At 55.4% G+C, this 25,722-nt stretch carries 14 protein-coding genes and 2 rRNA genes; 12 read left to right on the top strand and 4 right to left on the bottom strand.

From position 1 onward, the window contains the following. Nucleotides 1–177: ribosomal RNA gene (locus N0M98_RS30130) — 23S ribosomal RNA — on the top strand; the annotation flags it as partial. A gap of 146 nt (nucleotides 178–323) precedes the next feature. Next, nucleotides 324–440: ribosomal RNA gene (gene rrf, locus N0M98_RS30125) — 5S ribosomal RNA — on the top strand. Nucleotides 441–860: 420 nt separating this feature from the next. Here the strand turns inward: rrf and N0M98_RS30120 are convergent. After that, complete coding sequence (locus tag N0M98_RS30120) at nucleotides 861–1,499, bottom strand: cysteine hydrolase family protein (RefSeq protein WP_259620086.1); 639 nt, start codon at nucleotides 1,497–1,499, stop codon at nucleotides 861–863. Nucleotides 1,500–1,714: 215 nt separating this feature from the next. On the opposite strand from N0M98_RS30120, the gene spoVB reads away from it, so the two are divergent. Continuing rightward, nucleotides 1,715–3,271 (top strand): stage V sporulation protein B, encoded by a 1,557-nt coding sequence (spoVB, locus tag N0M98_RS30115; protein WP_259620085.1) that lies wholly within the window; start codon nucleotides 1,715–1,717, stop codon nucleotides 3,269–3,271. A gap of 194 nt (nucleotides 3,272–3,465) precedes the next feature. Next, complete coding sequence (gene niaP / locus N0M98_RS30110; RefSeq protein ID WP_259620084.1) at nucleotides 3,466–4,686, top strand: niacin permease NiaP; 1,221 nt, start codon at nucleotides 3,466–3,468, stop codon at nucleotides 4,684–4,686. A 104-nt stretch (nucleotides 4,687–4,790) separates the two neighbouring features. On the opposite strand, the gene N0M98_RS30105 is transcribed toward niaP, so the two are convergent. Then, nucleotides 4,791–5,486 (bottom strand): metal-dependent hydrolase, encoded by a 696-nt coding sequence (locus N0M98_RS30105; protein ID WP_249865336.1) that lies wholly within the window; start codon nucleotides 5,484–5,486, stop codon nucleotides 4,791–4,793. A gap of 174 nt (nucleotides 5,487–5,660) precedes the next feature. Here N0M98_RS30105 and N0M98_RS30100 point away from each other — a divergent pair, with 174 nt between their 5' ends. From N0M98_RS30100 to N0M98_RS30090, 3 genes are all read left to right on the top strand, one after another. After that, nucleotides 5,661–6,482, top strand: a complete 822-nt coding sequence (locus tag N0M98_RS30100; protein WP_249865335.1) for a nicotianamine synthase family protein — start codon at nucleotides 5,661–5,663, stop codon at nucleotides 6,480–6,482. Nucleotides 6,483–6,919: 437 nt separating this feature from the next. After that, nucleotides 6,920–7,327, top strand: a complete 408-nt coding sequence (locus N0M98_RS30095) for a hypothetical protein (RefSeq protein ID WP_249865334.1) — start codon at nucleotides 6,920–6,922, stop codon at nucleotides 7,325–7,327. Between the two features lie 28 nt (nucleotides 7,328–7,355). Then, nucleotides 7,356–8,015, top strand: coding sequence for an MgtC/SapB family protein (locus tag N0M98_RS30090; RefSeq protein ID WP_249865333.1), 660 nt, complete (start codon nucleotides 7,356–7,358; stop codon nucleotides 8,013–8,015). Between the two features lie 65 nt (nucleotides 8,016–8,080). Here the strand turns inward: N0M98_RS30090 and N0M98_RS30085 are convergent, their stop codons facing one another. Beyond that, nucleotides 8,081–9,457, bottom strand: coding sequence for a dipeptidase (locus N0M98_RS30085; protein ID WP_259620083.1), 1,377 nt, complete (start codon nucleotides 9,455–9,457; stop codon nucleotides 8,081–8,083). Nucleotides 9,458–9,798: 341 nt separating this feature from the next. Here N0M98_RS30085 and N0M98_RS30080 point away from each other — a divergent pair, with 341 nt between their 5' ends. After that, nucleotides 9,799–11,250 carry a glycoside hydrolase family 28 protein gene (locus N0M98_RS30080; RefSeq protein ID WP_259620082.1) on the top strand — a complete coding sequence of 484 codons (1,452 nt, stop codon included), beginning with the start codon at nucleotides 9,799–9,801 and terminating at the stop codon, nucleotides 11,248–11,250. 39 nt (nucleotides 11,251–11,289) lie between these two features. Continuing rightward, nucleotides 11,290–12,864 (top strand): glycoside hydrolase family 43 protein, encoded by a 1,575-nt coding sequence (locus tag N0M98_RS30075; protein ID WP_259620081.1) that lies wholly within the window; start codon nucleotides 11,290–11,292, stop codon nucleotides 12,862–12,864. Between the two features lie 64 nt (nucleotides 12,865–12,928). On the opposite strand, the gene N0M98_RS30070 is transcribed toward N0M98_RS30075, so the two are convergent. Beyond that, nucleotides 12,929–13,753 carry a helix-turn-helix transcriptional regulator gene (locus N0M98_RS30070; RefSeq protein ID WP_249865328.1) on the bottom strand — a complete coding sequence of 275 codons (825 nt, stop codon included), beginning with the start codon at nucleotides 13,751–13,753 and terminating at the stop codon, nucleotides 12,929–12,931. Between the two features lie 114 nt (nucleotides 13,754–13,867). Here N0M98_RS30070 and N0M98_RS30065 point away from each other — a divergent pair, with 114 nt between their 5' ends. From N0M98_RS30065 to N0M98_RS30055, 3 genes are all read left to right on the top strand, one after another. Next, a complete protein-coding gene (locus N0M98_RS30065; protein WP_259620080.1) occupies nucleotides 13,868–16,204 on the top strand; it encodes a helix-turn-helix domain-containing protein in 2,337 nt (778 codons plus the stop codon). A gap of 244 nt (nucleotides 16,205–16,448) precedes the next feature. Next, nucleotides 16,449–17,972 carry an extracellular solute-binding protein gene (locus tag N0M98_RS30060; protein ID WP_259620079.1) on the top strand — a complete coding sequence of 508 codons (1,524 nt, stop codon included), beginning with the start codon at nucleotides 16,449–16,451 and terminating at the stop codon, nucleotides 17,970–17,972. Between the two features lie 410 nt (nucleotides 17,973–18,382). After that, nucleotides 18,383–25,645, top strand: a complete 7,263-nt coding sequence (locus tag N0M98_RS30055; RefSeq protein ID WP_259620078.1) for a pectinesterase family protein — start codon at nucleotides 18,383–18,385, stop codon at nucleotides 25,643–25,645. The last annotated feature ends 77 nt before the right edge of the window (nucleotides 25,646–25,722 follow it).

Genomic DNA, 25,722 nt, shown 5'->3' with positions numbered 1-25,722 from the left:
CTGGATAGCTACGTACGGACGGGATAAGCGCTGAAAGCATCTAAGCGTGAAGCCCCCCTCAAGATGAGATTTCCCAGTAAGTAAGACCCCTTGAAGACGACGAGGTAGATAGGTTCGGGGTGGAAGCGCGGCAACGTGTGGAGCTGACGAATACTAATCGGTCGAGGGCTTAACCAAAGAAGCCCCACAAAGTGAAGAGGATGCTTCGAAGCAGATTCCTAGTACTTTGCGGGGAGCCCCTAAGAAACAACAAAGCATTGCTCGCTACGCGCACAAGTTTCGTATCTAGTTTTCAAGGCGCAAGCCTTGAACAAGCTATACCGTTTGGTGATGATGGCGGAGGGGAACCACGCGTTCCCATCTCGAACACGACCGTTAAGCCCTCCAGCGTCGATGGTACTTGAACCGAAGGGTTCTGGGAGAGTAGAACGTCGCCAAGCAAAAAGCAGTTGATCTTACGCAGATCAGCTGCTTTTTTTATTGTTTAGGAAATGATGCGCAGCCATATCCTGTGGATATCGGGGGGCTCCCCCGAAAGTAATGTCTACCCATAGAACGATCCCAGCGGAATGGTTAGACGCCGATCCAGCTTAGGCTGGATGCGGACGGAATATGCTTCAGAGCATCACGTCACTTTTGGGGGATTTGTTCTGTGCATTGAAGATTACGAAGCAAAGAGGCCGACTCGGAAACAGATAACTCCGTCGAGATGGCTTTGCCAAAGCAGCGGATTCATTCTACTTTGCACCTCCTCCTTGAGCTACGGGATATCACATGGGTATAGAAAAATATCAAAATTTCCATCCTTTTTGTGATAGCATTTACATATCAAGGAAGGGAGGAGACGCTCCTCTCCTCCGCTATAAAGAAATTGCACGAAGTGCATCACCCGTACCGCAAACAAGGACACTGATATTGCGCATTTCCTGAATGCCCTTATCATAAACCTGCGACATGGCGTCCTCCACCATCACAACCCGGAAGTCGCGTTCGCTCGCCTCGTACATCGAGGTTCTGGGGCAATTCGGGAAGTTGCAGCCTGTAAATACGAGCGTATCGATCCCGCGTTCCCGCAGAAATCGCTCCAGAACGGTTTGGTAGAAGGCGCCCCAGCGAGGTTTGTACATCACCCATTCCATCGGCCCGACAGCCTGCAAACCGCCGGGCAGCAGCTCGTCGGCTTTCAGAGCAACATACTCGGAAGAACGAATTTCTTGAACCAATTCTGCGCCCTCGGAGCCCGGAGCGACGATCTTGGCCCCGTTTTCAATAAGCTCTTTGCGGCATAGGTCGACGTTGGAGCCATCTTCTTTATAAAGGCGAATCACGTGAATGATAGGCAGGCCTTTGGCGCGGTAAGCGTCCAGCAGGCTCTTCATGTTAGGCAGCACTTGGGAGGTTCCCTTGATTTCCGCAGGGGCGCCGGGCAAAGTAAAATCATTTTGCGTATCAATCGTAATGAGAGCGGATGCGGACCATACCGGACTCGTGTAATTCATAACGTTCCTCCTCTTTTTTATAAAATAGACCGTCTATGGAGCCAATTCCATTATAACCTCATAATACTGACAGAAAAAGTCGTGATTGCATGATGATTTCATTGGAGTTATTATCCGTTACTGTCTTTCTTGGTAAAGTTAAGCTTGTTCGCATACATCCCGCCCATATTGAATATAAATAGTTTTAAGTTCATAGATATGGAGATGTACGCGACATGGACAAGCAACAATCATCGTTTGTGCGGGGCACCTTTATATTGACCGCAGCCGCATTTATTACACGAATCCTCGGATTTTTGGGCAGCATCGTTTTGGCCCGGTTTTTGGGGCCGGAGGGGATCGGACTTTTGATGATGGCTCATCCTTTGGTACCGATGATGATTACGTTAACCAGTCTCGGTTTGCCGGTGGCTATCTCCAAGCTCGTCGCTGAAGCGGAGGCGCAGAGGGACGCGGCCAAAGTAAAGCGAATTTTGCAGGTATCTTTGTCGCTCACCGTCACGATCAGCATTGTTCTTACTTTAGGCACGTTCATAGGAGCCAAATGGATCGCTTCGTTCGTTCTGGCCGACCAGAGAGCCTACTACGCAATGCTTGCGATCATTCCGATCGCTCCGCTCGTCGCCATCTCGTCCGTACTGAAAGGGTATTTCCGCGGCAAGCAGAACATGACTCCGATCGCCGTCTCCGATGTAATCGAGAATATCGTCCATATTCTTCTGATCATGGGGCTGGTGCAATTGCTGCTTCCTTACGGAATCGAGTATGCGGCCGCCGGAGCGATGATCTGTACGGTGATGGGGGAATGCAGCAGCTTGCTGTTTTTACTGCTCATGTATATGCTTCATAAACGAAAGCACGGAGGTCAAATCGCGGACGGTTCTCCGCTGCCGGACAAAAAAAGAACGCTCTACGAGCTGCTGAACATCGGGCTTCCTTCCACCGGGCAAGGATTCATCAATTCGATCTACAGGGCGTTCAAGCCTACGCTCGTGATAAAAAGCCTGGCTATCGCGGGGATAGGCACTGCGGTCGCTACCAAGCAATACGGGTTGCTCGTAGGCTATGCATTTCCGCTGCTAGTATTTCCGACGTTCATCATGCATTCCTTGTCGACTGCTTTAATCCCGTCGATTAGCGAAGCCAATGCTTCAAACAACCAGCGCTTGATCCATCAAAGAATCGATCAGGCGATTCAGCTTGCTTTTATAATCGGAGCTCCCTGCACGATCCTGCTCTACATGTGGGCCATTCCGCTGACGACGACGCTCTATCACGCTCCGGAAGCCGGCAATTTGCTAAAGCTGCTTGCGCCGTTCTTCTTGCTTCATTACTTCGAAGATCCTCTTCATGCAATATTGCTCGGGATCGGCCGGGTGAAGACGGTGATGTGGAACTTCATTATGAGCACTTTGCTGCAGGCTATCGCGATGTTCATTTTAGGCTCCAAATGGGGGATCTACGGCGTGGCGACGGGCATTAACTTCGGCGTTTGCATCATTACGATGCTCAATTTTTTGTCGGTATCGACGTATGTCGGCTTTTCCCTCGATGTACGTCATTATTTGAAAACGATACTTTGTTTAATTACGATGGCGTTTTGCGGGCAAGGCGCGTATGCGTTTTTGAGCCAATCCGGCTTTTCCCTGCCATGGGCCGTAACGGGAGCCATTACGGTTTCAATACTGACGTACTTGCTTTCCTTAATGGCGACCAATACGGTCCGGCTTTCGGAACGGAGAGGCTCCGCCAAAGGCTTTTTTACAAAGTGATCCCATTCACTTGGACCCGGCCCTGATTTATTGACGTCCCCTTGTTCTCCTGACCGGAGACGGGGGATTTTTTGTTTGCGCCAGCTTAACGGCTTAAGAACAACATAAGGGAGCTCCCGCGATTAATGTCGCAGGCTCTGGAAATACTATGTTCTAAAGCGAAGAAACGGAAAATGGCACGTTAGGGGGAGTTCATGTTGGAAAACGCAGCGGCCGTACGCAGCTCCAAGCGGGGACGGTTATTAATCAGCATGGGAATCAGCTGGCTGTTCGACGCCATGGACGTAGGGATTATTTCCTTTGTCGTGGCCGCCTTGACGGTGCAATGGCATTTGACCCCTGAGCAGGTGGGGGTGTTCACCAGCATTAACTCGATCGGCATGGTGTTCGGAGCCGCTATCGCCGGCTATATGGCCGACCGCTTCGGGCGTAAATCGGTGCTTCTCTGGACGCTGCTTATTTTCTCGCTGGCGAGCGGGCTGTCCGCGCTGGCGACGAGCTTCGCCGTGCTGTGCCTGCTGCGGTTTATCGCGGGAGTCGGCTTGGGCGGTGAGCTGCCGGTAGCTTCGACGCTGGTGTCGGAGACGGTTCCGGCGGAGGAGAGAGGACGCACCGTCGTTCTGCTTGAGAGCTTCTGGGCGGGGGGATGGCTGGCTGCGGCTCTCGTTTCCTATTTTATTATCCCCAGGTACGGCTGGCAGGCGGGATTTCTGATCGGCGCGGTCCCGGCGCTGTATGCACTTTATTTGCGGCGTTCTATCGAAGATCCGCAGCGGTATATGCAATCCCGGGAAGCGGACAGGCCGACGGTGAGAGAGCAGTGGGCCTCGGTCTGGCAGGCGAAATACCGCCGATCTACGGTCATGCTGTGGATTCTATGGTTTACGGTAGTGTTCTCGTATTACGGCATGTTTTTGTGGCTGCCGACCGTGATGGTGATGAAAGGCTTCGGCTTGGTCAAAGGATTTCAATATGTGCTCATGATGACGCTGGCGCAGCTTCCGGGTTATTTTACCGCGGCCTATGCCATCGAGAGGTTCGGGCGCAAATTCGTGCTTGTGCTGTATTTAGTCTTCACGGCATTAAGCGCAATCTGGTTCGGCACGGCGCAGACGGAGGGGCTGCTGATTGCGGCGGGCATCTGCTTGTCTTTTTTCAATCTCGGAGCTTGGGGCGGCCTGTATGCCTATACTCCTGAGCTGTACCCGACGAGAGTGCGCTCGACGGGAGTAGGTATGGCGACTTCCTTCGGCCGCATCGGCGGCGTTATCGCGCCGCTTCTTGTCGGTCTGCTGGTGGCCAGAGGCGTGGAGCTGCAGATGATTTTTTACCTGTTCTTCGCATCCATCCTTATTGGAGCTTTGGCCGTCTTCTTCCTCGGAACGGAAACGAAAGGCGTAGAGCTGGAAGACTGAGGGATCGGCGGGAATATGAGAAAAAAGCCTGAACCCGTCTGTTCCTTCATGAACGGATGGCATTCAGGCTTTTTGGGGCGCTATCCGAGAGAAAGCAGGAAAGCTTAATCCAATGTAATCTGCTCGCCCGGCCGGAGCGCTTTGCCCTCGATGCCGCGGGCTTGGAGCAGGTCGACGAAGGCGCCACCGTCCTGCCGGATCAGCTCGAACGTATCGTAATGAACGGGAACGACCAGCTTGGCGCGGAGCCATTCGGCGGCGACGGCCGCATCTTCCGGTCCCATCGTAAATAAATCTCCGATCGGCAGAAATGCAAGATCAATGGCATTGCGCTCGCCGATCAGCTTCATATCGAGGAACAAATTCGTATCTCCGGCATGGAGAATCGTATGCCCGTTCCAGCGGATGATGAATCCGGCAGGCATTCCCGCGTATACGATCTCTTGCTTGCCGTGATCGATAATGCCGGAGCTGTGAAAAGCCTGCACCATCTGCAGCTCCGCAAAGCCGAGCGACAGCTTGCCTCCGATGTTCATGTCTTTTGTTTTGATGCCCTGCCAGCTCATGTAGGTAGCTAGCTCGTGAATGGCGATCAGTGTGGCATCGTTGGCTTTGGCGATTTGAACGGCATTTTGAATATGATCGGTATGAGCATGGGTCAGCAGCACATGCTGCACGCGAATGGAATCGGGATCGGCAACCGCCGCCGGATTATCCGTAAGAAACGGATCGATGATCAGCGAATGCTCGCCGTCAGACAGTTGGACGCATGAGTGTCCGTGATATTCCACTTTTAACATACTCTCACCTCATGATTAGATTTGGACAATATCTTCATTATAACGGACAGGGCCGCCGCCGTTCAAACTGCCGCAAAGAAGAAATCCGGTGCGAAAACAGGGATATTTTAGAATCAATTGGTAAATAGTAACTATTGTTGCGCGAAGGAGTGTACGTGAAACGGAGGAACCGGGATGAAAGACAAGGATGAGTTTTTACTGTCCATTAAGAAGCTCGACGATGAGATAAAAGAATTGACCTATTACTCCAAGCAAGATTGCGGCTGCTTCGAGCTGCTTCAACATAAATTGGATCATCTATGTCAATTCATGAATTGCGAGAAAAACAAAAAGCGCTGGAATCAATGGGCGAGCCATCCGGAGATCAGCGATCATTCGGCGGAGCTGAGAGAATCCTCGGTCAAGGCGCTGTGCGATGTGGAAAAATACCAGTCGCATTGCATTTGCAGAAGAGAGCTGGACATCAGCCGTTATTTGGAGATGCTGTCTCATTCCGTTAAACAGGAAATCTCCCCTTTCGGAATGGGTCCAACGTCGAAGGTGCTGTTCATCGGCTCGGGAGCGCTGCCCGTATCGGCCTTGACTATCGCCAAAGAGCTGTGTGTCGAAGTGATGTGCGTTGACATTGACATGGAGGCCGTCATATTGGGCCGGAGAGTGGCTGAGGCGTCCGGACTGGATTCGCTCGTATCGTTTTCCAATCAAAGCTTGCGGGAGTTGGACTTCGTGAAGCAGGCTACGCATATATGGATCGCGTCTCTGGTCAAAAACAAGCTGGAAGTGATTCAGGAGCTGCGGGATACGATGAACCCGGCGGCGAAAATTATTTTGCGCTACGGCAACGGACTCAAGTCCGTATTCAATTATCCGCTGGAGGAGAGCTTCTCCGAGGAGTGGGTGCAAACGCCGATCAGTCAGGAGCAATCGATTTACGACACGATGATTTTGGAGAAGGCCGAAGCCATGAGGTTTGCGATGAGGCATGTGGTCGGTTAAAGTGGCTGACTGTTCAGATAGATCGGGCATCCGGTAGCGTTCGGGTGCCCGTTTTTTCTCTGTTCAAATAATCTTGAACGGATCCAATCAACGTCTTTTGTAAAATGACGCACTCGATCCCTTTTTTCAGAAATACTTGATCCGTTTCGATAAGACCGAATTTGCAGAACCCGCGTCTTTTTTTGCATAAAAAAGAAATGTTCCGGTGAATTTACAGGATAGACAAAAGTTTCACGTGCACATCAGCTCGATCTTAATATTTAAAACCATTCCTTTAAAATAGAGGATTTCTTAAGCAGGGGGATTTCCCTATAATATTGAAAACCGGAAGTTCCCCGAGGGCGATGGAGACAATGGAGAAAAAAGCGTTCGAGGGATAACGGGCGCGCCCGCTGGACAGCGCTTACAACGGTTTTCCGGGAAGGAGGCGTCGTCTCGTGCATACCATAGTTCATATGGTTCACCAGTTCAATGAGTCCATGGAAGGAAAACGATTTTCTGCGTTTTGGATGAACGCTGTCGGAGTGATGGCCGCAGGGGCGTTCGTTAGAGCGCATTCCGCGAAACCCTGGAGCCGGCCAATATTGGCTTTGCAGCAAACGGTAACCGTCCGTTTGGTAGAGGAGTCTCACGCGATGGCCGCGATCCTCTCGATATTCGAGGAATACGGCATTCAAGTAGAGAGCGCGAGCGCGCTGGACGAGGGACAAAGGGCGGCTTTGGAGGCGCCGGTTTCGCATGTGCGCTTCCGGATCAGGGCGGATCAGCTCGAAACGGTGCTTGCGGCGCTTGAGCAAATCGTCCGGATGAAGCAAGTGTTATGGGTGGAAGCGAAAGGACGGTAACGGGAATAGAACAGGAGGAGCACTGGGAATGGAATATTATTACTTGGTTCGGGTCATTATCGCCGGAATTTGCGGGGCGCTGATCGGCTATGAACGCAAAAACCGGATGAAAGAAGCGGGGATACGAACCCATTTTGTCGTAGCGATCGGGGCATCCTTAATGATGGTGATCTCCAAGTACGGCTTTCAGGATCAAATCGGCTGGGCTAATCTTTCGCTCGACCCGTCCCGCGTCGCCGCGCAAATTGTAAGCGGAGTGGGCTTTCTCGGCGCCGGAATGATCTTTATGCATAAGCATACGGTTAAAGGCTTGACGACGGCGGCGGGCATTTGGGCTACGGCGGGCATTGGCATGGCTATCGGTTCGGGGATGTTTCTGATGGGCGGCGGAGCGACCGTAATCATTATTTTGGCGCAAATCATTTTGCACCGCAAATTCAATTGGCTGGCTTCTCCGAAGACGGAACAAGTCACGATGCAGGTCGTCAATATGGCGGGATGCATGGAAGGCGTACAGCAAATGCTGAAGCAAAAAAATATCGCCGTGCTCAGCCTGCAGGTGGAGGAGCATTCCGACGATCTGATCCATCTGGTTATGCTGGTAAGACTGCCGGGGGCTTACGGCGTCGAGGAGTTTTTATCGTTTATCGAACAGAACCGGTTAATTAAATCGATTGAGATTCATTGATTTTCATAGGCAAGCATAAATCAGGCCGTCCCTGCCCGTATCTTAGGCAGAGGACGGCCTGATCGCTATTTGCCGCTGGACTGCAGCTCCTGCCAGTAACGGCATAACGTGGCGATGCCGCGGTCGAAATTGTCCAGATGAAAATGCTCGTTCGGGGCATGCATATTTTCGCCGGGCAGGCCGAAATCCATCATGACGACGGGGGCTCCCAGAACGCGGGAGAACACTTCGACGATCGGGATCGAGCCGCCGCTGCGAATATAGACGGGCTCTTTGCCGAAGCCGTCTTCGTATGCTTTGGCGGCCGCCTGGATATACGGATGCTCGGGCGAGATGTAGAACGGCTTGCCGCGGTGCGTCTGCTGCACCTTGACGGTGACGCCGGCCGGCTTATGCTTCTTAATGTGCGCCTCGATCCGCTTCATGATCTGATCCGGGTCCTGGTGGTCGACCAGCCTGCAGGAGATCTTGGCGCCCGCCGTCGACGGAACGATCGGCTTCAGTCCCTCGCCTTGGTAGCCCCCGTATATGCCGTTGATCTCCAGCGTCGGCCTTGCCGTCGTCCGCTCCAGGAACGAGAAGCCGACTTCCCCGGTCAGCTCCGGCACGGCGAGTTCCTTCGCCTGCTTCGCATCGTCGAGCGCCAGCTCGCGGAACGCGGCGCGCTCCGCCTCGGACAGCTCGTTCACCCCGTCGTAGAAGCCTTCGATCGCAATATGGCCGTCGTCGCCGCGCATGGAGGCAAGCAGCTGCACGAGAGCGGTCGCCGGATTGGCTACGCCGCCGCCGTACAAGCCGGAATGCAGATCGTTCTTCGCTCCCTGAATATCGAGCTGGAACCCGCATAGGCCTCTTAATCCGTAGCAGATGGAAGGCGCGCCTTCATCATGCATCGGACCGTCGGAGATGACGATCGCATCGGCCTTCAGCCGCTCGGCTTGCGCTTCCAGGAAAGCGGGAAGGCTGGGACTGGCGATCTCCTCTTCGCCCTCGATGCAGAACTTTACGTTCACCGGCAGCGTGCCTATCGTGTTCAAATAGGCTTCCACGGTCTTCACATGTGTATAAAGCTGCGCCTTATCGTCCGTGGCGCCGCGGCCGTACAGCTTGCCGTCGCGGATAACGGGCTCGAACGGCGGCGTCTCCCATTGTTCAAGGGGATCGGCCGGCTGCACGTCATAGTGGCCGTAGATCAGCGCGGTCGGCTGGCCCGGCGCATGCAGCCAGTCGCCGTAGACGACGGGATGGCCTGCCGTAGACAGCACCTCGACATGCTCCAGTCCGGCCCGGCGCAGCGCATCCGCCAGCCACTCGGCGGCTTTGAGCATATCGGGCTTATGCTCCGTGCTGGCGCTAATGCTGGGAATGCGGACAAATTCGATCAATTCGGCCAAATGCCGCTCCCGGTGTTCGGATAAATAGGATTGAAGCTGGGAATCCATGAACAGCTCACCTCGAATACTCATTTTTTGGCGCGTAAATATGCTGAAGCTTGCGGAAGCGGCTTCGATAAAGCTGCTTCCGCAGTTTCTTCTACTATATCATAATGGTTTCCGGATACAGAAACGTCAAGCGGCGATCCGTGCGAAAAGCGTGGGAACCCGCGCTTTCAAAGCGCAAGAATTGTCAAGTTCCTGCGATCTGAGCATGTATTGTGTAGAACCGTCCGGATGGATTGCTATACAATAAGGTGGCGAATAAACCTGCCTCTATATGGGCGGCGAGTCAGCTTTGAAATACATCAATAGAGGTTTGGCACACTAGATAACAAAGGAGCTTCACGATGACAGAGCAGCAAATCGCCGGTTCCGAACCTGCGACCGGTTCGATGAAGGAGGTCCGTATCCCCGTCTTTCCCGATAGCGCTTGGGTTGTAACCGATTTCGGCGCGAAGGGCGACGGAATAACCGACAATACCAAGGCATTCCAAGACGCCATCGAGGCATGCTCGGCAGGCGGGGGCGGGACGGTAGTGATTCCGGCAGGAATATGGCTGACCGGGCCCATACGGCTGCGAAGCAAAATAAGACTTCATGCGGAGCAAGGGGCGCTCGTCACTTTCAGCCGGAGCTTTGACGATTACCCGCTTATACGCAGCAACTATGAAGGTTTGGATGCGGTGCGGGCGATGCCCCCTATCTACGGAGAAAACTTGACGGATATTGCTGTCACCGGCGGCGGCGTGTTTGACGGCTCGGGCGATGCGTGGCGATGCGTGAAGAAGCATAAAATGACGGAACGCCAGTGGAACGAACGGATCTCGCAAGGCGGCGTCGTAGACGGCGGCGGATTGTGGTGGCCCACGCGGGAGGCGAGCGAAGGCAGGCGGGCGACGGAGGCGCTGCAGGCTAACGGGCTGATGGATATCGCCCTGTACGAGCCTTACAAAGTGTATTTGCGCCCCGTGCTGGTCGGTCTCACCGGCTGCAGCGGCGTTCTGCTCGACGGGCCGACGTTTCAAAATTCGGGAAGCTGGTGCCTGCATCCCCGCTTATGCGAGCATGTCACTATCCGCCGCGTAACGGTCCGCAATCCATGGCATTCGGTGAACGGAGACGGTCTGGACCTCGATTCCTGCCGCTACGCGAATATACACGATTGCTTCTTCGATGTCGGCGACGATGCGATATGTCTGAAGTCCGGCAAGAACGAGCAGGGCCGCCGCACCGGCGTGCCGACGGAATACGTGACGATCCGCAACTGCATCGTATATCACGGCCACGGCGGATTTACGGTAGGCAGCGAAATGTCCGGAGGCATCCGGCATATCGAGGTGAGCGATTGCATGTTTATCGGCACCGATAACGGGCTGCGCTTCAAGAGCACGCGGGGCCGCGGCGGGATCGTCGAGAACATCCGTATTTCCAACGTCAGGATGAAAGATATTGAGAAAAGCGGCATCGTCTTCGACATGTATTACGAAATTCAGGACGATTATGCCGCGCCGGCCCCGGTAACGGAGGGAACCCCCTGCTTCCGCGACATTACGATAACCGACACTTGCTGTCTGGGAGCGCGTCAAGGCATCTTTCTCCGCGGGCTTCCGGAGAGGGCGCTGCAGCGTCTGAAGTTCGAGCGCGTGACCGTCTCGTCGGAGGAAGGACTGGCCTGTATCGACGCCGAGGATGTGCTGTTTCGCGATGTGAAAATAATAGCGCGGACCGGGCCGGCATACCGGGAGCATAACAGCCGAGGCATCCGTTTTGTCGACGCGAGCGAAGCGGCAGTCCGATGAATCATCCATCCTCAATAAAAAAAAGGAGATTTTCATATCATGAGCATAAGCGCCAGCAATACGCAAAAACCGGTATGGTATGCCGACTTGGGCGACGGCACTTACCGCAATCCGATCATCTACGCCGATTATTCCGATCCGGACGTGATCCGCGTAGGCGAAGACTTCTACATGACCGCCTCCAGCTTCAGCAGCACGCCGGGACTGCCTATCCTGCATTCGAAGGACTTGGTCAACTGGACCTTGATCGGACATGCGATCCGGGAGCTGCCTGAAGGCTACGAGAACGTAAGGCACGGAGACGGCGTTTGGGCGCCAAGTCTCCGTTATCACGATGGGAAATACTGGATTTATTTCGGAGCCCCAGACGAAGGGGTATTTATGACGACGGCGACCGATCCGGCCGGACCGTGGACCCCGCTGCATTTGGTGAAAGAAGTCAAAGGCTGGATCGATACATGCCCGTTCTGGGATGAGGACGGCCAGGCGTATTTGGTCCATGCGTTCGCCAAAAGCCGCTGCGGCATTAAAAGCAAGCTCAGCATTTGCAAGATGAGCCCGGACGGCAAAAGCCTGCTCGACGAAGGGCGTATCGTGTTCGACGGAACGCAGAACCACGAGACGCTGGAAGGGCCGAAGCTGTACAAGCGCAGCGGCTATTACTACATCTTTGCTCCGGCAGGAGGCGTCTCGACCGGCTGGCAGACGATTCTTCGTTCCCGTCATATTTTCGGTCCGTACGAAGACCGGATCGTGCTCCATCAAGGAGATTCGATCGTGAACGGGCCGCATCAGGGAGGCTATGTGGAGCTGGAATCCGGCGAATCGTGGTTCCTGCATTTTCAGGACCGGGAAGCTTACGGGCGGATCGCGCACTTGCAGCCGATGAACTGGGAGAACGACTGGCCGGTGATGGGGATCGATACGAACGGAGACGGGATCGGCGAGCCGGTGCTCACTTACCGGAAGCCGAACGTGGGCGCGGAGCATCCGTTTGCCGTGCCGGCGACGAGCGACGAGTTCGAGGATGGCAAGCTCGGTCTGCAGTGGCAGTGGCAGACGAACCATCGAGCCGAGTGGTATTCGCTCGACGCGAGGAAGAGCCGTCTGCGCTTGTACGCGGAGCCGCTGCCCGAAGGCGCGACGACGTTCTACGACGTCAGAAGCATGGTCAGCCAGAAGCTGCCCGCTCCCGTTCTGACCGCAACGGCGAAGCTGGAGTTCGTGCCGGGCGCCCCTCATGAACGGGCGGGACTAACCGTATTCGGACATGAATACCGTTATGTGGCGCTGGAGTCGACGGGGGAAGGCGTGCAGCTGCTGTTTGTCAAAGGCTCGGGCAATAAGCAGGGCTCTTCGGAGGAAGTGGCGGAGACGATCGCGCTGCCGGCCGGCGCCGGCACGGTTTATTTGCGGGTCCGCATCGTACTGGAGGCGCAGTGCACGTTTCAGTACAGCCTGGACGGGGAAACGTACATCTCCGTCGGCGATCGCTTCGAGGCTGTGCCGGGACACTGGGTCGGCGCCAAGCTCGGCTTGTTCTGCCTCCGGCAGCATCCAAGCGAAGCGGCGGGCCGAGGCTATGCCGATTTCGACTGGTTCCGAATCGAATAATGCGGCATGAAGAAGGGACCGGCGCATAGGCCGGTCCCCTGTTATCCGATCCTCCCGGCCGGTTTTAGGTTTTAGGGACGGATCGGATCATTTTCTTATAGGTGAGCGGCGCCATTCCCGTCACCTGCTTGAAGGTGCGATTGAAATGCGTAATGTTGGAGTAGCCGACCCGCTCGGCGATCTGAATGATTTTTCCGTCATCCTCCCTTAGCAGCCTCTGGGCTTCACGAATGCGCAGCGTATTGATATATTCCGGGAAATGAAAGCCGGTGGACCGTTTAAACAGACGGCTGAAATAGTATGGGCTGATGAAGAAGCGGGAAGATACCGATTCCAGCGTCAGCGGTTTGACGTAATTTTCGTTGCAGTAACCGATAATTTCGGACATTTTACCGTCCATAGGCTTGGGCGCAATTTGCTCGGCTTCCATGGAAATACGGGAAGTAAACAGGAGCAGTTGTACGAGCAAGGATTCAAAAAACAGGGATCGGCCGGGAAGGCTCGAATCCGCATATTCTTTCTTCATTTGGAACAGCAAATTCTCGATATAGCTTTGCTGCTGGTTATTAAACGGCATCACTTTACCGCTTGAACGAAACGGAGACAGCAGCAGCTTAAGCTGCTCGTCCGTAAAGCGGCCGAGGAACCGGTCCGTGAAATAAAGCACGGCGCGGTCGTGGCCCGCCCCGCCTTCGAGGGTTTTGTGAATATCGTTTTTATTGACGAATACAACGGAGCCTTTGGCCACGTGATATATATGATTTTCCAAATAATAAAAGCGTTCTCCGCCGAACAAATAATAAATTTCATAAAAATCATGGTAATGATACATGTCCATGGCCGGATTCTCCGCTTGCTTGGCAAAATGGATCTCGAAATCCGTTTTCATGAGCGGGTCCCTCCCTCACCGCTTAGCATATCAAAGCCTGCGATAAGCGCGCAAGAGCGGATGACCGAACCGGCGGCTGAATACGACTGATGAACCGGAAGGAGGAACGGCAAGATGCGAACGTATCTTTTGAGGCTGCTTGGCTTCAGTCTTCTGCTCGGCGCGCTGCCGACCATATGCATCGGGTTTGCTTCCTATTATTTGGCCAAACATGATATGGAGGAAAAGGTTAACGAAGGGAATATGCAGCTGCTTATGCAAACTCAGATGAGGGTGGAGCAGACGCTGAAATCGCTGGAAATGTCGGTGACGCAGCTGGCCAACTCCTCGCTCGTGCAGACGGCGATGAACGGGCTTCTGACCGGCGAAGATTTTGTTCAAGTGCGCGATCTGACGACCGAGCTGACCAATCTGCAGACGACGGCCGTCATCAAGCAGGCGTCGCTCGTCAATTTTGAGAAGGATTGGGTAGTCAATCTCGGCGTGATGAAGAAGCTGAGCGAAATGGCGGGCAAGGACGAATTTTACGATTATGCCGCCATGCCGATGAGCATGTTTTGGAGTACCAAGCAGCCGGCCGTGAACAATAGCGGACAGGCTGCCGGCATTGATGCCGACGCTATGCCGCCTGCGGCGGACACGATCAGCCTCGTGGAGAAAATTCCGCTCCTGCCCCGGACTAATGAGCCGAGAGGATTATTGGCAGTGCATATTTCGGCCGCCGATCTGCGGGATGCGCTCGCCCCCGACAACCGGCTGGGCATCAACTATATTTTGGATTCGTCCGGTCAAGCTTTTCTATCTTCCCGGGAGCAGAAATCGTCCTATGCCGATATCAATCGGGACATTTTCGAACGCGTGACGCTGCAGGGACAAAAACAAGGCTATATGAACGCCGAATGGAACGACAAAGATGTCGCCGTCTTGTACCGGACTTCGGGATATAACGGCTGGACGTACGTATCGGTCGTCTCGATAGCCGACATCACCAAGGATACGCAAAAAATCGCGATGTTTACTTTGCTCGCTTGTGCGATCATATTACTGGTCGTGCTGATCATCGGATATTTCGGCAGCCGGAGAATGTACTTGCCGATCCGCAGTTTATTTGAACTCACCCGCGCGATGGAAGGCGATTCCCCTTCGCCGGGAGGCAGGCGCGACGAGCTGGCCTATATTAAAGAAAGCATCGAGACACTGGCCGTATCGAGAAGCCGGCTTGAGGAGCAGATGCAAGGACAATCCGCTCATTTAAAAGAATTTTTCGTACTGAAGCTGTTTACGGGACAAATGACGGATGAAGATTTTCTGTATCGTTCCCGGATGTACGGGTTTCCTTCGGGTTGGAGGCGGCTTGGGGTATTAACGCTACAGATTGACAATTTGCAGGAAACCAGATATCAGGAGCAGGATCGCGAGCTGTTGTTATTCGCCGTCAACAACATCGTAGGCGAGCTGCTGCCGGTCGAATCGAGGTTCAGTCCGATTTTGTTTGGGCAATCCCAGGCGACATTGCTCGCTCTGACATCCGACCAGCCCGAGGCGTTGAAGCGGCAGATGGGCGAGACGGCGGAGCTGATTAAACAAAAAGTCGAGCAGTATTTACAGCTTAAGGTCAGCATCGGAATCAGCCGGGCTTACGACAGCTTGTCGGGCACGGTGAAGGCTTACGGAGAAAGCTTGGCCGCACTAAAATGCCGGATTAGTCTCGGAGAGGAGCTGATCATCCACTATGAAGACTTGGAGTCTGGCGAGACGGCGGAATCGGCCGTATATTCCCATCTGAAGCTGATGGAAGAGCAGCTTGTTCAGGCGCTCCAAGAGATGAAACTGGATAAGGCGGTCGAAGTGTTCCGGCAATATTTGTCCGCGGTTCTCAGCAAGGACAGCTTTATGAACGAGCATCATATGCTGCTGATTCAGTTGATGTCGAGAGTGATGCGGATCGTCCAGGACCAGGGGATGCCGATGAACAAAGTGCTGGATGGAGACAATGCGGTCGAGCGGCTGCTTAAGCTGCAGACCAGGGAAGAAATTGCTCTATGGTTCCAATCCCGGCTGTTCGCTCCAATCGTCAAGCTGCTGTCGGAAAAAGCGGACAAGCAATACATTAACATCGCCGACCGGATTGTGAGAATGATTCACGACCAGTACGACGGAGAAATTACGCTTGAATCGTGTGCTGCGGCGCTAAGCTTTCATCCGGTATATTTGAGCCGCGTATTTAAGAAAGAGATGGGCGTCTCCTTCAGCGAATATTTGTCGGAGTACCGAATGAATATGGCTAAGGTAATGCTGGAGACGACAACGTTGAAGATATCGGAGATCGGAGAGAAGCTGCAGTATAAAAATATAAGCGCTTTCATCCGTACGTTTCGCAAAGCTTTCGGCACGACGCCGGGGCATTACCGGGAACTGCTCGATAAAGAAGCGCTGGAAAGCAGGCGGTAAGGCCCAACGACCGGCGGAAAGCCGGCTTGTTAGGAGGCTATGGCTGCCGGCTGGCGTTGTCTGCGGCGTATAAGAAGGTTGCGCGCAGACTATCTATGCAGCGATCGAAGCTTATAAGACCGTTGAAAAGGCGGCAGCTTGATCAGGTTATGCCCCGGGTATGGCAATACATTGGCAAGCGCCGGATAATGAAGGGAAGCGACATGGCGTAGATGTATGGAACCAAAGGAGCGGAGGTTCGGAGATGATCAAGCAACAGACGGTATTGGCGATGGGTTCTTCTCTGCTGCTGTGCGCCGTATTAACAGGCTGCAGCTGGGGCAACGCTGGAGACGGAAGCAAGCAGAGCCCGGCCGCCGCAGAGAACGGTTTTTATCCGCTGACGCTTGTTGTGAATCAGGTTGGAGAGACTCCGCCTCATGACAGCGACATCGAAAAAGCCATTGGAGCTTATACGAATACGGATCTGCAAATTCAGTGGATTCCGACGTCCGGCTATGATGACAAAGTCAACGTCATGATCGCTTCCAGCGAGCTGCCTAAGCTGATCAAGCTGAATTACACCCCGGCGACTATAGGGGCCTTGAAGTCGGGATTATTCTGGGAGATCGGCCCTTACCTGAAAGAATATAAAAACTTATCGGCGCAGAGTCCGCTGTATTACGACAATATTTCCGTCGATGGAAAAATCTACGGCGTTCCGCTATTCCGCGATCTCGGACGCGCCGTCATCCACTACCGCAAGGACTGGTTCGACGCTTCAGGCGCCGCGGTCCCGAAGACGCTGGACGACTGGTATCGGGTGATCAAGCAGATGTCCAAGGGCGATCCGGATCATAACGGCAAGGATGACACGTACGGCTTGATGCTGGACAAACGGTACAATCAGGATACATCGTCGACGCTGACCCGGCTGTCCGTAACCCAGGGCGGGCCGAATAAATGGCAGATAGACGGCGGAGGCCGCTTCGTGCCGGAGTTTATGACGGAGCCTTTCTTCGACACGATGAAGCTGTTCCGCAAATTGTATGAAGAGAAGCTGATCAATCAGGATTTTGCCGTCGTCGATGCGATGGAGATCGATAAAGCGTTTGAAGCCGGACGCGCAGCGATCCGTATATCCGGCGGCAATGCGCAAACTATGCAGGATAAGCTTTCCAAAGCCGTGCCGACGGCTGTCGTGGAGGCGGCTCCCGTCGAGGGCCCCGAGGGCAGAAGGCTGCCGGGCGAGAGCGGCAATGCGGGCTTCCTGGCGATTCCGAGGGATTCGGTCTCATCGGTGGACGAGCTTCGCAAGGTGCTGTCCTTCTTGGACCGGTTGATGGACCCGCCTATGGCGTCTTTGCTGGTCAAAGGGGTGGAGGGCAGGCATTGGAAGGACGCAGGGGACGTAACGATTCCGCTCGATCCCGAGGCTGACGCCAGGGAAGTGAAGCCTTACCGCGATTCGCTTCCGCAGCGCGGGGAGAGTTATCCGAACGCCAAGCCGATGAAGCAGACCGAGCTGTACCGCAAGAACGTCGAGCTGACAAAACAGAATGAGCAGTATATCGTCGCCAATCCGGCGCTGACGCTTGACTCCGCAACTTATGCCGAGCGGGGCAAGGAGCTGGAGCAGTTCATTACCGATGCCGAAACCCGATTTATTATGGGCAAATTGGATGAGGCTGGCTGGAGAGCTGAGATCGAGAGGTGGAGAAAAGCGGGCGGGGATCGGATGGCGCGGGAGTATCAGGAGACTTACGAGATAAGCCGGAAGTTACCGTAAACTCGAAATGTGAAAAAGCATCCTGACCGGGTCGATCTGCCTGGGGCGGGATGTTTTGGCATCTATAGGAGGAGAGTGCGCGCGGCCGCGGGTTGCTTGAAGCGCATGACAGGTTGTCTAAAAGCTATGAGCCGGTCCGGAAGCAGGGGCCGCCGTTATTTCTTCATGAAGTTATCTGGCAGGTATAGCTATGCACTGCCGTTAGGAGCATAATCGGTTCGTAGCGTTACGAGATAAATAAAAGCGCTTCCAGTAATGGTTGCTCCGGCAACGGATAGCTGAATGAACGGAGAACTGCATCGGGAGCTTCGGGAGGGATGGATGCCTAGCGGAGGCGGCGAGCCTTTTTAAACATCGAAAAGCTATTGAAATCGATTGACAAGAAGCATGAACCTAAGGAGGCATTCATATTGAAAAAAGCATTATCCTATCTTTTGATCGTCGCCATCATGATGACGTTCCTGCCGGTGCAGGTCTGGGCTGACGAGCCGGCGGCGCAGGTTCCCGCTTTCCCGGGTGCGGAAGGGGGAGGCAAATATACGAGCGGCGGTCGCGGCCAGACCGTATATGAGGTAACGACGCTGGAGGATTACGGAAAAGGAGAGACGCCGATTCCGGGTTCTTTGCGGGATGCGGTCAGCCAAAGCGACCGGACGATCGTGTTTCGCGTCGGCGGTACGATTCACTTGAAGGAGTCGCTCAAAATATTCGGTTCCAACCTGACGCTCGCAGGCCAAACCGCCCCGGGCGACGGAATTACCGTTAGCGACTATACCACATCGATTGAAGCGGACAACATTATTATCCGCTATATGCGGTTTCGGCTGGGCGACCGTTACGCCAGCGAAGACGACGCGTTCGGCGTACGGTACCATAAAAATATTATCGTCGACCACTGCTCCTTCAGCTGGTCCGTCGATGAGGTCGTCAGCTTGTACGATAATGTGAATACGACGGTTCAATGGTCGATTTCCGAGGAATCGATGCTGATGACGACGCATCAGAAGGGACGCCACGGATACGGGGGCATTTGGGGCGGCAACAACACATCGTTCCATCATAATCTGATCGCCCACAGCGTCAGCCGCAATCCCCGTTTCCCGACGGACAAGAGGGAACTGGACGTCGTGGAAGCATCGAACAATGTCATCTATAACTGGGGCTTCGCTTCCTCCTACGGCGGGGGAGAAGGCTATTACAATCTTGATAACAACTACTATAAGCCCGGCCCGAACACGTACGACATTGTGCATAATGTGCTGTTCGGCGAAATCATTCCGGCCAGCAAAATGTACATTAACGGCAACATCATGGACGGCGACGCCAAAGTAACGGCCGACAACTGGGCAGGGGTGCAAAGCGTGCTCGATCCGGTTTCCTCCAAGCTCGCCGTCCGCGCCGAGGTGGCGAACGGCTTCGTTCCCGAGAGCGCTCAAAGCGCGTACGATCATGTGCTGGCGAATGTGGGCGCCACGCTGCCGAGGCGCGATGCGATCGACGCCAGAGTCGTTAACGATGTGAAGAACGGAACGGGACAGCACATCAACTCGCCGAAGGAAGTCGGCGGATTCGCCGAGTATCCCGAGGTGAAATCGGTGATTGCGGACAATGATCACGACGGGATCGACGATGCGTGGGAGCTGGCGCACGGTCTTAATCCGGCCGATCCTGCCGACGGCAGCGGGAAGACGCTTTCCGATGAAGAAGGCTACACGAACCTTGAAGTATATTTGAACGAGCTTGTGACGAAAGGAAACGAGAACGGCGCCAATACCGATAACCCGGACGTTGCGTTAACTTCGCCGTCCAACAACGCGATTTACGAAGCGGGCGGCAGCCTGACCATCGAAGCCGAAGCGAGCGGCAGCGGCGACATCGCCAAAGTCGAATTCATCGTCGACGGAAGCAAAGCGGGCGAGGCGGCGGCAAAGCCTTACCGATTCGAGTTGAGCGGCCTTGCGGACGGCACGCATTATATCGTTGCGCGGGCTTTTGACAAGAAGGGGCTGTCTACGCAATCGGATAATGTGACGGTGCATGTCAATACGACAGGGCCGATTGCCCCTTGGGAATCGCGGGATATCGGCAGCGTAGGCATTCCCGGACATACTCAGCTCGAAGGAGACGCCAAGACGCTGACCGTCAAGTCGGCCGGAGATATCGGCGGTTCTGCCGACGCCTTCCATTATGCGTACCAGAAGCTGTCCGGCAACGGAGAGATTATTGCGAGAGTAGAGCATATTACGCCGACGGACGACAATGCGGAAGCGGGAGTGATGATCCGCGATTCGCTCGCCGCATCGTCCCGAATGGCCATGCTTTCGATTCCTTACGTTAAGATGGGCAAAAAGGGGGTAATGATTCATCGTCTGACGGACGGCGGGAATACCCAGCGGGTGGAGCCGGACGCTTTCATTAATACTCCTTATTGGATCAAACTCGTTCGTTTGGGCAATCAGGTGACGGGATCGGTTTCCGAAGATAAGGAAAACTGGAGCAAGATCGGTACGGTCACGCTGGATATCGGCAGCGAAGCGTATTACGGTCTGGCGGTCGACGCTTCCAAAGCGGTTGACCGGATCGATAAGTATAACGCGTCGCAATTCAGCGGCGTGGAGATTCGTCCGCTGGCCGAGGATTTTCCGGCAGAACCGACGGGCTTGAAGGCCGAGGCCGGAGATAATCAAGCGGGGCTGCAGTGGGATGCCGTGGAGCATGCGGCTTCGTATAACGTGAAGCGAAGCGACGTCTCGGGCGGCCCGTATACGGTCATAGCGGCAGGTTTGACGGAGGCCATGTATACCGACCGGCCGCTTACTCCGGGGAAGGCGTATTATTATGTCGTCAGCGCGGTGAATGCCAACGGCGAAAGCTCCAATTCGTCGGAGGTAACGGTACAACCGACCGGAGAGCCGGAGCCGATCTATTATGTGAATGAAGATTTCGAGAACGAAGCGACGGATTCCACCCCGGCCAATTACGAGGTAAGCCCGTCTCCGCAGACGGAAACGAATAAGGTCGTCGTCGCGAACGTACCCGCCGAGTCGGAAGGGAACGATTCCGCCAAAGCGCTTTATTTGTACGACAAATCGAATGTCAATACGCAGTTTATACGCAAATTTACGCCGCAGTACGGAACGTTTATTATCGATACCGATTTTATGTTCCCTGAGGAATCGGGCACATCGGTACCGCTTCAAGTGCAAAGCGGGGACGGCTCCAAGACGGCATTCGCCATCGAGGTCAGGAAGCCGGTTCAGCCTGAAGCTTCCAATTCCTATACGCTAACTTACAATAAAGGAAGCGGCGCATACTACAAGCTGATGGAGCCGTATTCGAAAAATAAGTGGTACAATCTGAAGATCGTGGCCGACACGGCGGCGGATCGGGCGGATATTTACATCGACGATGCGTTCGTGGAAACATTCGACTTCTCAACGAAAGGCTTCAAGTCCTACGGCATCGGTCGCATTTTGTCCAAAACGCCGGGGGGAGGAAGCGGGAGCTTTTATTTCGATAATTTCAAAATATATGTAGAACCTGTGGCAGCTCCCAAAGGCTTGTCCGCGCTGCCGGGCAATCAAGCGGTGCAGCTGAGCTGGAATGCGGTGCAAGGAGCGGATTCCTATACTATTAAACGCAGCGAAACGAGCGGCGGTCCTTATGCCGTCATTCAAACGGGCGTTACCGGAACGGCGTTCATCGATTCTACCGTCTCCAACGATACGACGTACTACTACGTCGTAACCGCCAACGGGATTAACGGAGAGACGGGCAATTCCAATCAGGTGCAGGCGACGCCTTCCGAGCTTGCGGAAAAGCCGGCTGCGCCGAGCGGCTTAACGGCGATCTCCCGAAATTCGCAGATCGATCTAAGCTGGAATGCGATGGACAATGTCAATTCTTATACGGTGAAGCGTTCTCCGGTCAAGGAAGGGCCCTATGTCGCCGTAGCGGCTAATATTACGAATCCTTTCTACAGAGTAGGCGGATTATCGAATCAAGCCGCATATTATTACGTCGTGTCGGCAACCAATGTCGGCGGAGAAGGTCCGGATTCGGCGCCGCTGCAGGCATCCGCTTATGAGCCGCCGGGCACGCCGTCTGTAACGGCGCAAGCCGGAGACGGGCAGATTGCTTTAAGCTGGCCTGCGGTGCAGGGAGCCGACGGATACGACATCAAGCGTTCCGACGCATACGAGGGACCTTATACGGTCATTGCTTCCCGTGTTCAGACGACGTCCTACACGGATTCGCATCTGACGAACGGTACGCCTTACTATTACAAGGTTGCGGCGGTAAGCGCGGACTCGGCGGGAATGGACTCCGCCGCGGTAGCGGCTCGTCCGGCCGGGCAGTACGGACAGCCTTCCGCACCGGCAGCGGTTCAAGCGGAAGCCGGGGATAAGCGGGTTCGGCTGAGCTGGCTGCCTGCGGAAGGGGCCTCCTCTTATAAGGTAGTGCGCAGCGAGAACAGGACGGGGCCGTATACGGTCGCCGGCGATCGGATAACCTCCGGTTCCTTTACGGATACCGGGCTCACGAACGGCAAGGCTTATTACTACGCGGTTGCCGCCGTAGGCGAAAGCGGCGAGAGCTACGCTTCCGAGCCGATTCAAGCGGTTCCGGCGACGGTCATCGTCGTAGCCCAGGACGGCAGCGGCGACTTCCGGACAGTTGCGGAGGCCGTTAACGCCGTACAGGACAACAGCGCCGTTCCGACCGTGATCCGCATCAAAGACGGTATTTATCAAGAGAAGCTGTACGTGCCTGCCTCCAAGAAGCTGCTTACGATGTCCGGCGAGAGCCGGGACGGCACGGTGATCGTATTCGGCGATTCCGCCAAGACGATCGGGCCGGACGGCAAGGAAGTAGGGACGTCGGGGAGCTATACGCTGCGGGCGAGCGGCACGGATTTTACGCTGGAGCATATTACGATCCGGAACAGCGCCGGGCAGGGCGCGGGGCAAGCGGTAGCCTTGTATGCGGAAGGAGACCGCGGAACGTACCGGGACGTGAAGCTCCTCGGGTATCAGGATACGTTGTTCGCTGATAAAGGGCGGCAATATTTCGCTGACAGCTACATTGCCGGCGACGTCGACTTTATCTTCGGCAATTCCCCCGCCGTATTCGAGAATTGCATCCTTCACAGCGAAGGCCCGGGCTATGTAACAGCCGCATCGTCGGCGGAAGGGCAGCCCGGCTACGTGATTCTGAACAGCACGCTGACTTCGCAGGCAGGGATGACGTCTCAGGTTGAGCTGGGCAGACCTTGGCGTCCGTATTCCAGCGTGACCTACATCAACACGGAGATGGGCGGTCATATCAAGCCCGGCGGCTGGAACAACTGGGGAGCGGAGGCCAATGAAAGCACCGCCAGATATGCGGAGTACTTAAGCAAAGGCGCGGGAGCCAATCCCGACAAGCGGGTGACCTGGGCCAAACAGCTGACGGCTGCGGAAGCGGCCGGGTATACCGTTCAAGCGACGTTGGGAGGGACGGATCAGTGGAATCCTATACTGTCCGGCGGGCTGCCGGACAGCAATTCTTCGCTGCGTTCGCTTACGGTTCAAGGCGAACCATTGCCGCAATTCGATTCGCAGACAAGGCATTATCAGGTTGTCCTGCCTGAGGGAACAGCGGCCGCTCCTAGCGTAGCCGCAGTGAGCGATTCCGCCTCTGCGAACGTATCGGCGGCTCAAGCGGGCTCTGTGCCAGGCGCGGCTGTTGTGACCGTAACGGCTGCCGACGGCACGTCGAGCGTTTACACGATCGAGTTTGTCCTCGGTTCCAAACCGGAGCCGGAACAGCCGGAGCAGCCGGAGTCGGGAACGGGAGCGACGGGAATCGAGACGGAGAGCGCGGCGCTCACGCTGGAGGCGGGAGCGTCGGTCAGAGTGAAGGCGACAGTGCTGCCGGAAACGGCGGACCAGCGAGTAATCTGGTCGGGCGGCAGCGAAGCGGTTCGCGTAACCGGGGATGGCCTGATCACCGGCTTGAAGCCGGGGACGGCGGCAGCGACGGTGACGAGCGTAACCTATGCGGTGTACAGCGCGAACGTAGCCGTCACGGTGACGGATACGACGGCGCCGGTATGGTGGAACGGCGCGCTGACGGCGGGCGCCGTAACGACTTCGTCAGCGGAGCTGAACTGGACGGCTGCGCAGGACTACGTCGGCGTTGCCCGGTACCGGATCTGGTTAAACGGCAGCGAGAAGGCTTCTGTAGGCGGCGACGCTTTATCTTATACCGTCGCAGGATTGGCGGCGGGCACGTCGTATTCGTTCGAGCTGACGGCCGAAGATGCGGCGGGCAACCGAAGCGAAGCTTTGACGCTGCCGGTTCAAACGGCGAAAATTCGCAGATCATCTTCCGGCGGTTCCTCCGGCGGCGGTGGAGGCGGTGCGTCAGCGTCGGACACGGGCGGAACAACGCCGACAGATAACGGTACGGAGACATCGACGGAAGGGCCGGTACGGCTGTCCGCCGACGCTATGCAGGTGAGCACGTTGTCCGCCGGGGTCGTTCAAGTGACTGTAGATACAGCCCAATTATCGGCCGCTATTCAAGCGGCGGCTGACCGCGGAGGCCAAACGGTCGAGCTCGATATGCCTTCGGACGCATCCGCTTTGCGGCTCGTGCTTCCGGCCGGGGCGGCAGCTGCTGCAGCGTCCTCGGTTTCTATCATAGTAAACGCCGGGTTTGCTTCCTACGAGCTGCCGCTGTCCGACATCGCCAAATTGAAGACGGCCGGAGCGCAGCAGGCCGACATCGTTTTGACGATGTCCCAAGGCGATTCCAAGCTGACGGCTCTCGCAGAGGAGCAGGCGGCGAAGGCGGGAGCGAAGCTGCTTGCGCCTATCGTACAATTCCGAATCACGGTTGACGCAAACGGCCGAAGCGAGGAGCTGGAGGGGGCGTCGGTATTCGCGGTTCACACGATCGTTTTGCCGGGTACGGTGGATGATACAATAGCAACCGGCGTCATTGTGGACCCGGCTACAGGGCAAGTGAGGTTCGTTCCTGCCGTGTTTACGACGAAGAACGGAATGACGACCGCCAAGCTGCTTCATCCCGGCAATGGGGTTTATACGGTCGTCGAGGCGGGCAAAACGTTTACGGACTTGAAGCGGCACTGGGCGCAGAAAGAGATCGAGCTTTTGGCATCCAAGCTGGTCGTTCAGGGGACCGACGCCGATGCGTTCGAACCTGACCGTCTGGTTACCCGGGCCGAATTCGCTTCCCTGCTTGTACGTTCCTTGGGGCTGGATCGGCAGAACGCGGGCGCAAGCTTCTCCGACGTGAAGCCGGGAGACTGGTTCGCAGGCGACGTAAATGCCGCCGTAAGCGCCGGCCTCGTTGAGGGCTTCGAACAAGGACAGTTTAAGCCTAACGATACGATTACGCGGGAGCAGATGGCGGTGATGATCGCAAGGGCCGCCCAATTCGCAGGGAAGCCGGCGAGCGGGGCTGCGGACGCCCAGGCCCGGGCGGCTTACTCCGATGCGTCCGGAATTAGCGGCTGGGCCGAGCAAGCCGTTCTCTGGACCGTTCAAGCCGGAATTATGCAGGGAACCGATGCGCATACGCTCGCTCCTTCGGAGCGGACGACACGGGCGCAAGCTGCCGTCATGCTGAAGCGGCTGCTGCAAAACTTGAATTTCATCAATTAACGGATATATGCACAAGCTGCGGAACCCGGAGTATAGGTTCCGCGGCTTTCTTTTGCATAAGGATGGAAAACGCGGGG

It is taken from the genome of Paenibacillus doosanensis, from assembly GCF_025060755.1.
In the GTDB taxonomy this organism is placed as follows: Bacteria; Bacillota; Bacilli; order Paenibacillales; family NBRC-103111; genus Paenibacillus_S; species Paenibacillus_S doosanensis.
Note: the sequence above shows the minus strand (reverse complement) of the source record. Positions and strands in the feature narration are given on the sequence as shown.

Excerpts from the sequence above, each read along its gene's own strand:
- N0M98_RS30065 (WP_259620080.1), top strand. The coding sequence starts at position 13,868 with ATGCGAACGTATCTTTTGAGGCTGCTTGGCTTCAGTCTTCTGCTCGGC.
- N0M98_RS30080 (WP_259620082.1), top strand. The coding sequence starts at position 9,799 with ATGACAGAGCAGCAAATCGCCGGTTCCGAACCTGCGACCGGTTCGATG.
- N0M98_RS30085 (WP_259620083.1), bottom strand. The coding sequence starts at position 9,457 with ATGGATTCCCAGCTTCAATCCTATTTATCCGAACACCGGGAGCGGCAT.
- N0M98_RS30120 (WP_259620086.1), bottom strand. The coding sequence starts at position 1,499 with ATGAATTACACGAGTCCGGTATGGTCCGCATCCGCTCTCATTACGATT.
- N0M98_RS30070 (WP_249865328.1), bottom strand. The coding sequence starts at position 13,753 with ATGAAAACGGATTTCGAGATCCATTTTGCCAAGCAAGCGGAGAATCCG.
- N0M98_RS30075 (WP_259620081.1), top strand. The coding sequence starts at position 11,290 with ATGAGCATAAGCGCCAGCAATACGCAAAAACCGGTATGGTATGCCGAC.
- spoVB (WP_259620085.1), top strand. The coding sequence starts at position 1,715 with ATGGACAAGCAACAATCATCGTTTGTGCGGGGCACCTTTATATTGACC.
- N0M98_RS30100 (WP_249865335.1), top strand. The coding sequence starts at position 5,661 with ATGAAAGACAAGGATGAGTTTTTACTGTCCATTAAGAAGCTCGACGAT.
- N0M98_RS30060 (WP_259620079.1), top strand. The coding sequence starts at position 16,449 with ATGATCAAGCAACAGACGGTATTGGCGATGGGTTCTTCTCTGCTGCTG.
- N0M98_RS30090 (WP_249865333.1), top strand. The coding sequence starts at position 7,356 with ATGGAATATTATTACTTGGTTCGGGTCATTATCGCCGGAATTTGCGGG.
- N0M98_RS30105 (WP_249865336.1), bottom strand. The coding sequence starts at position 5,486 with ATGTTAAAAGTGGAATATCACGGACACTCATGCGTCCAACTGTCTGAC.
- niaP (WP_259620084.1), top strand. The coding sequence starts at position 3,466 with ATGTTGGAAAACGCAGCGGCCGTACGCAGCTCCAAGCGGGGACGGTTA.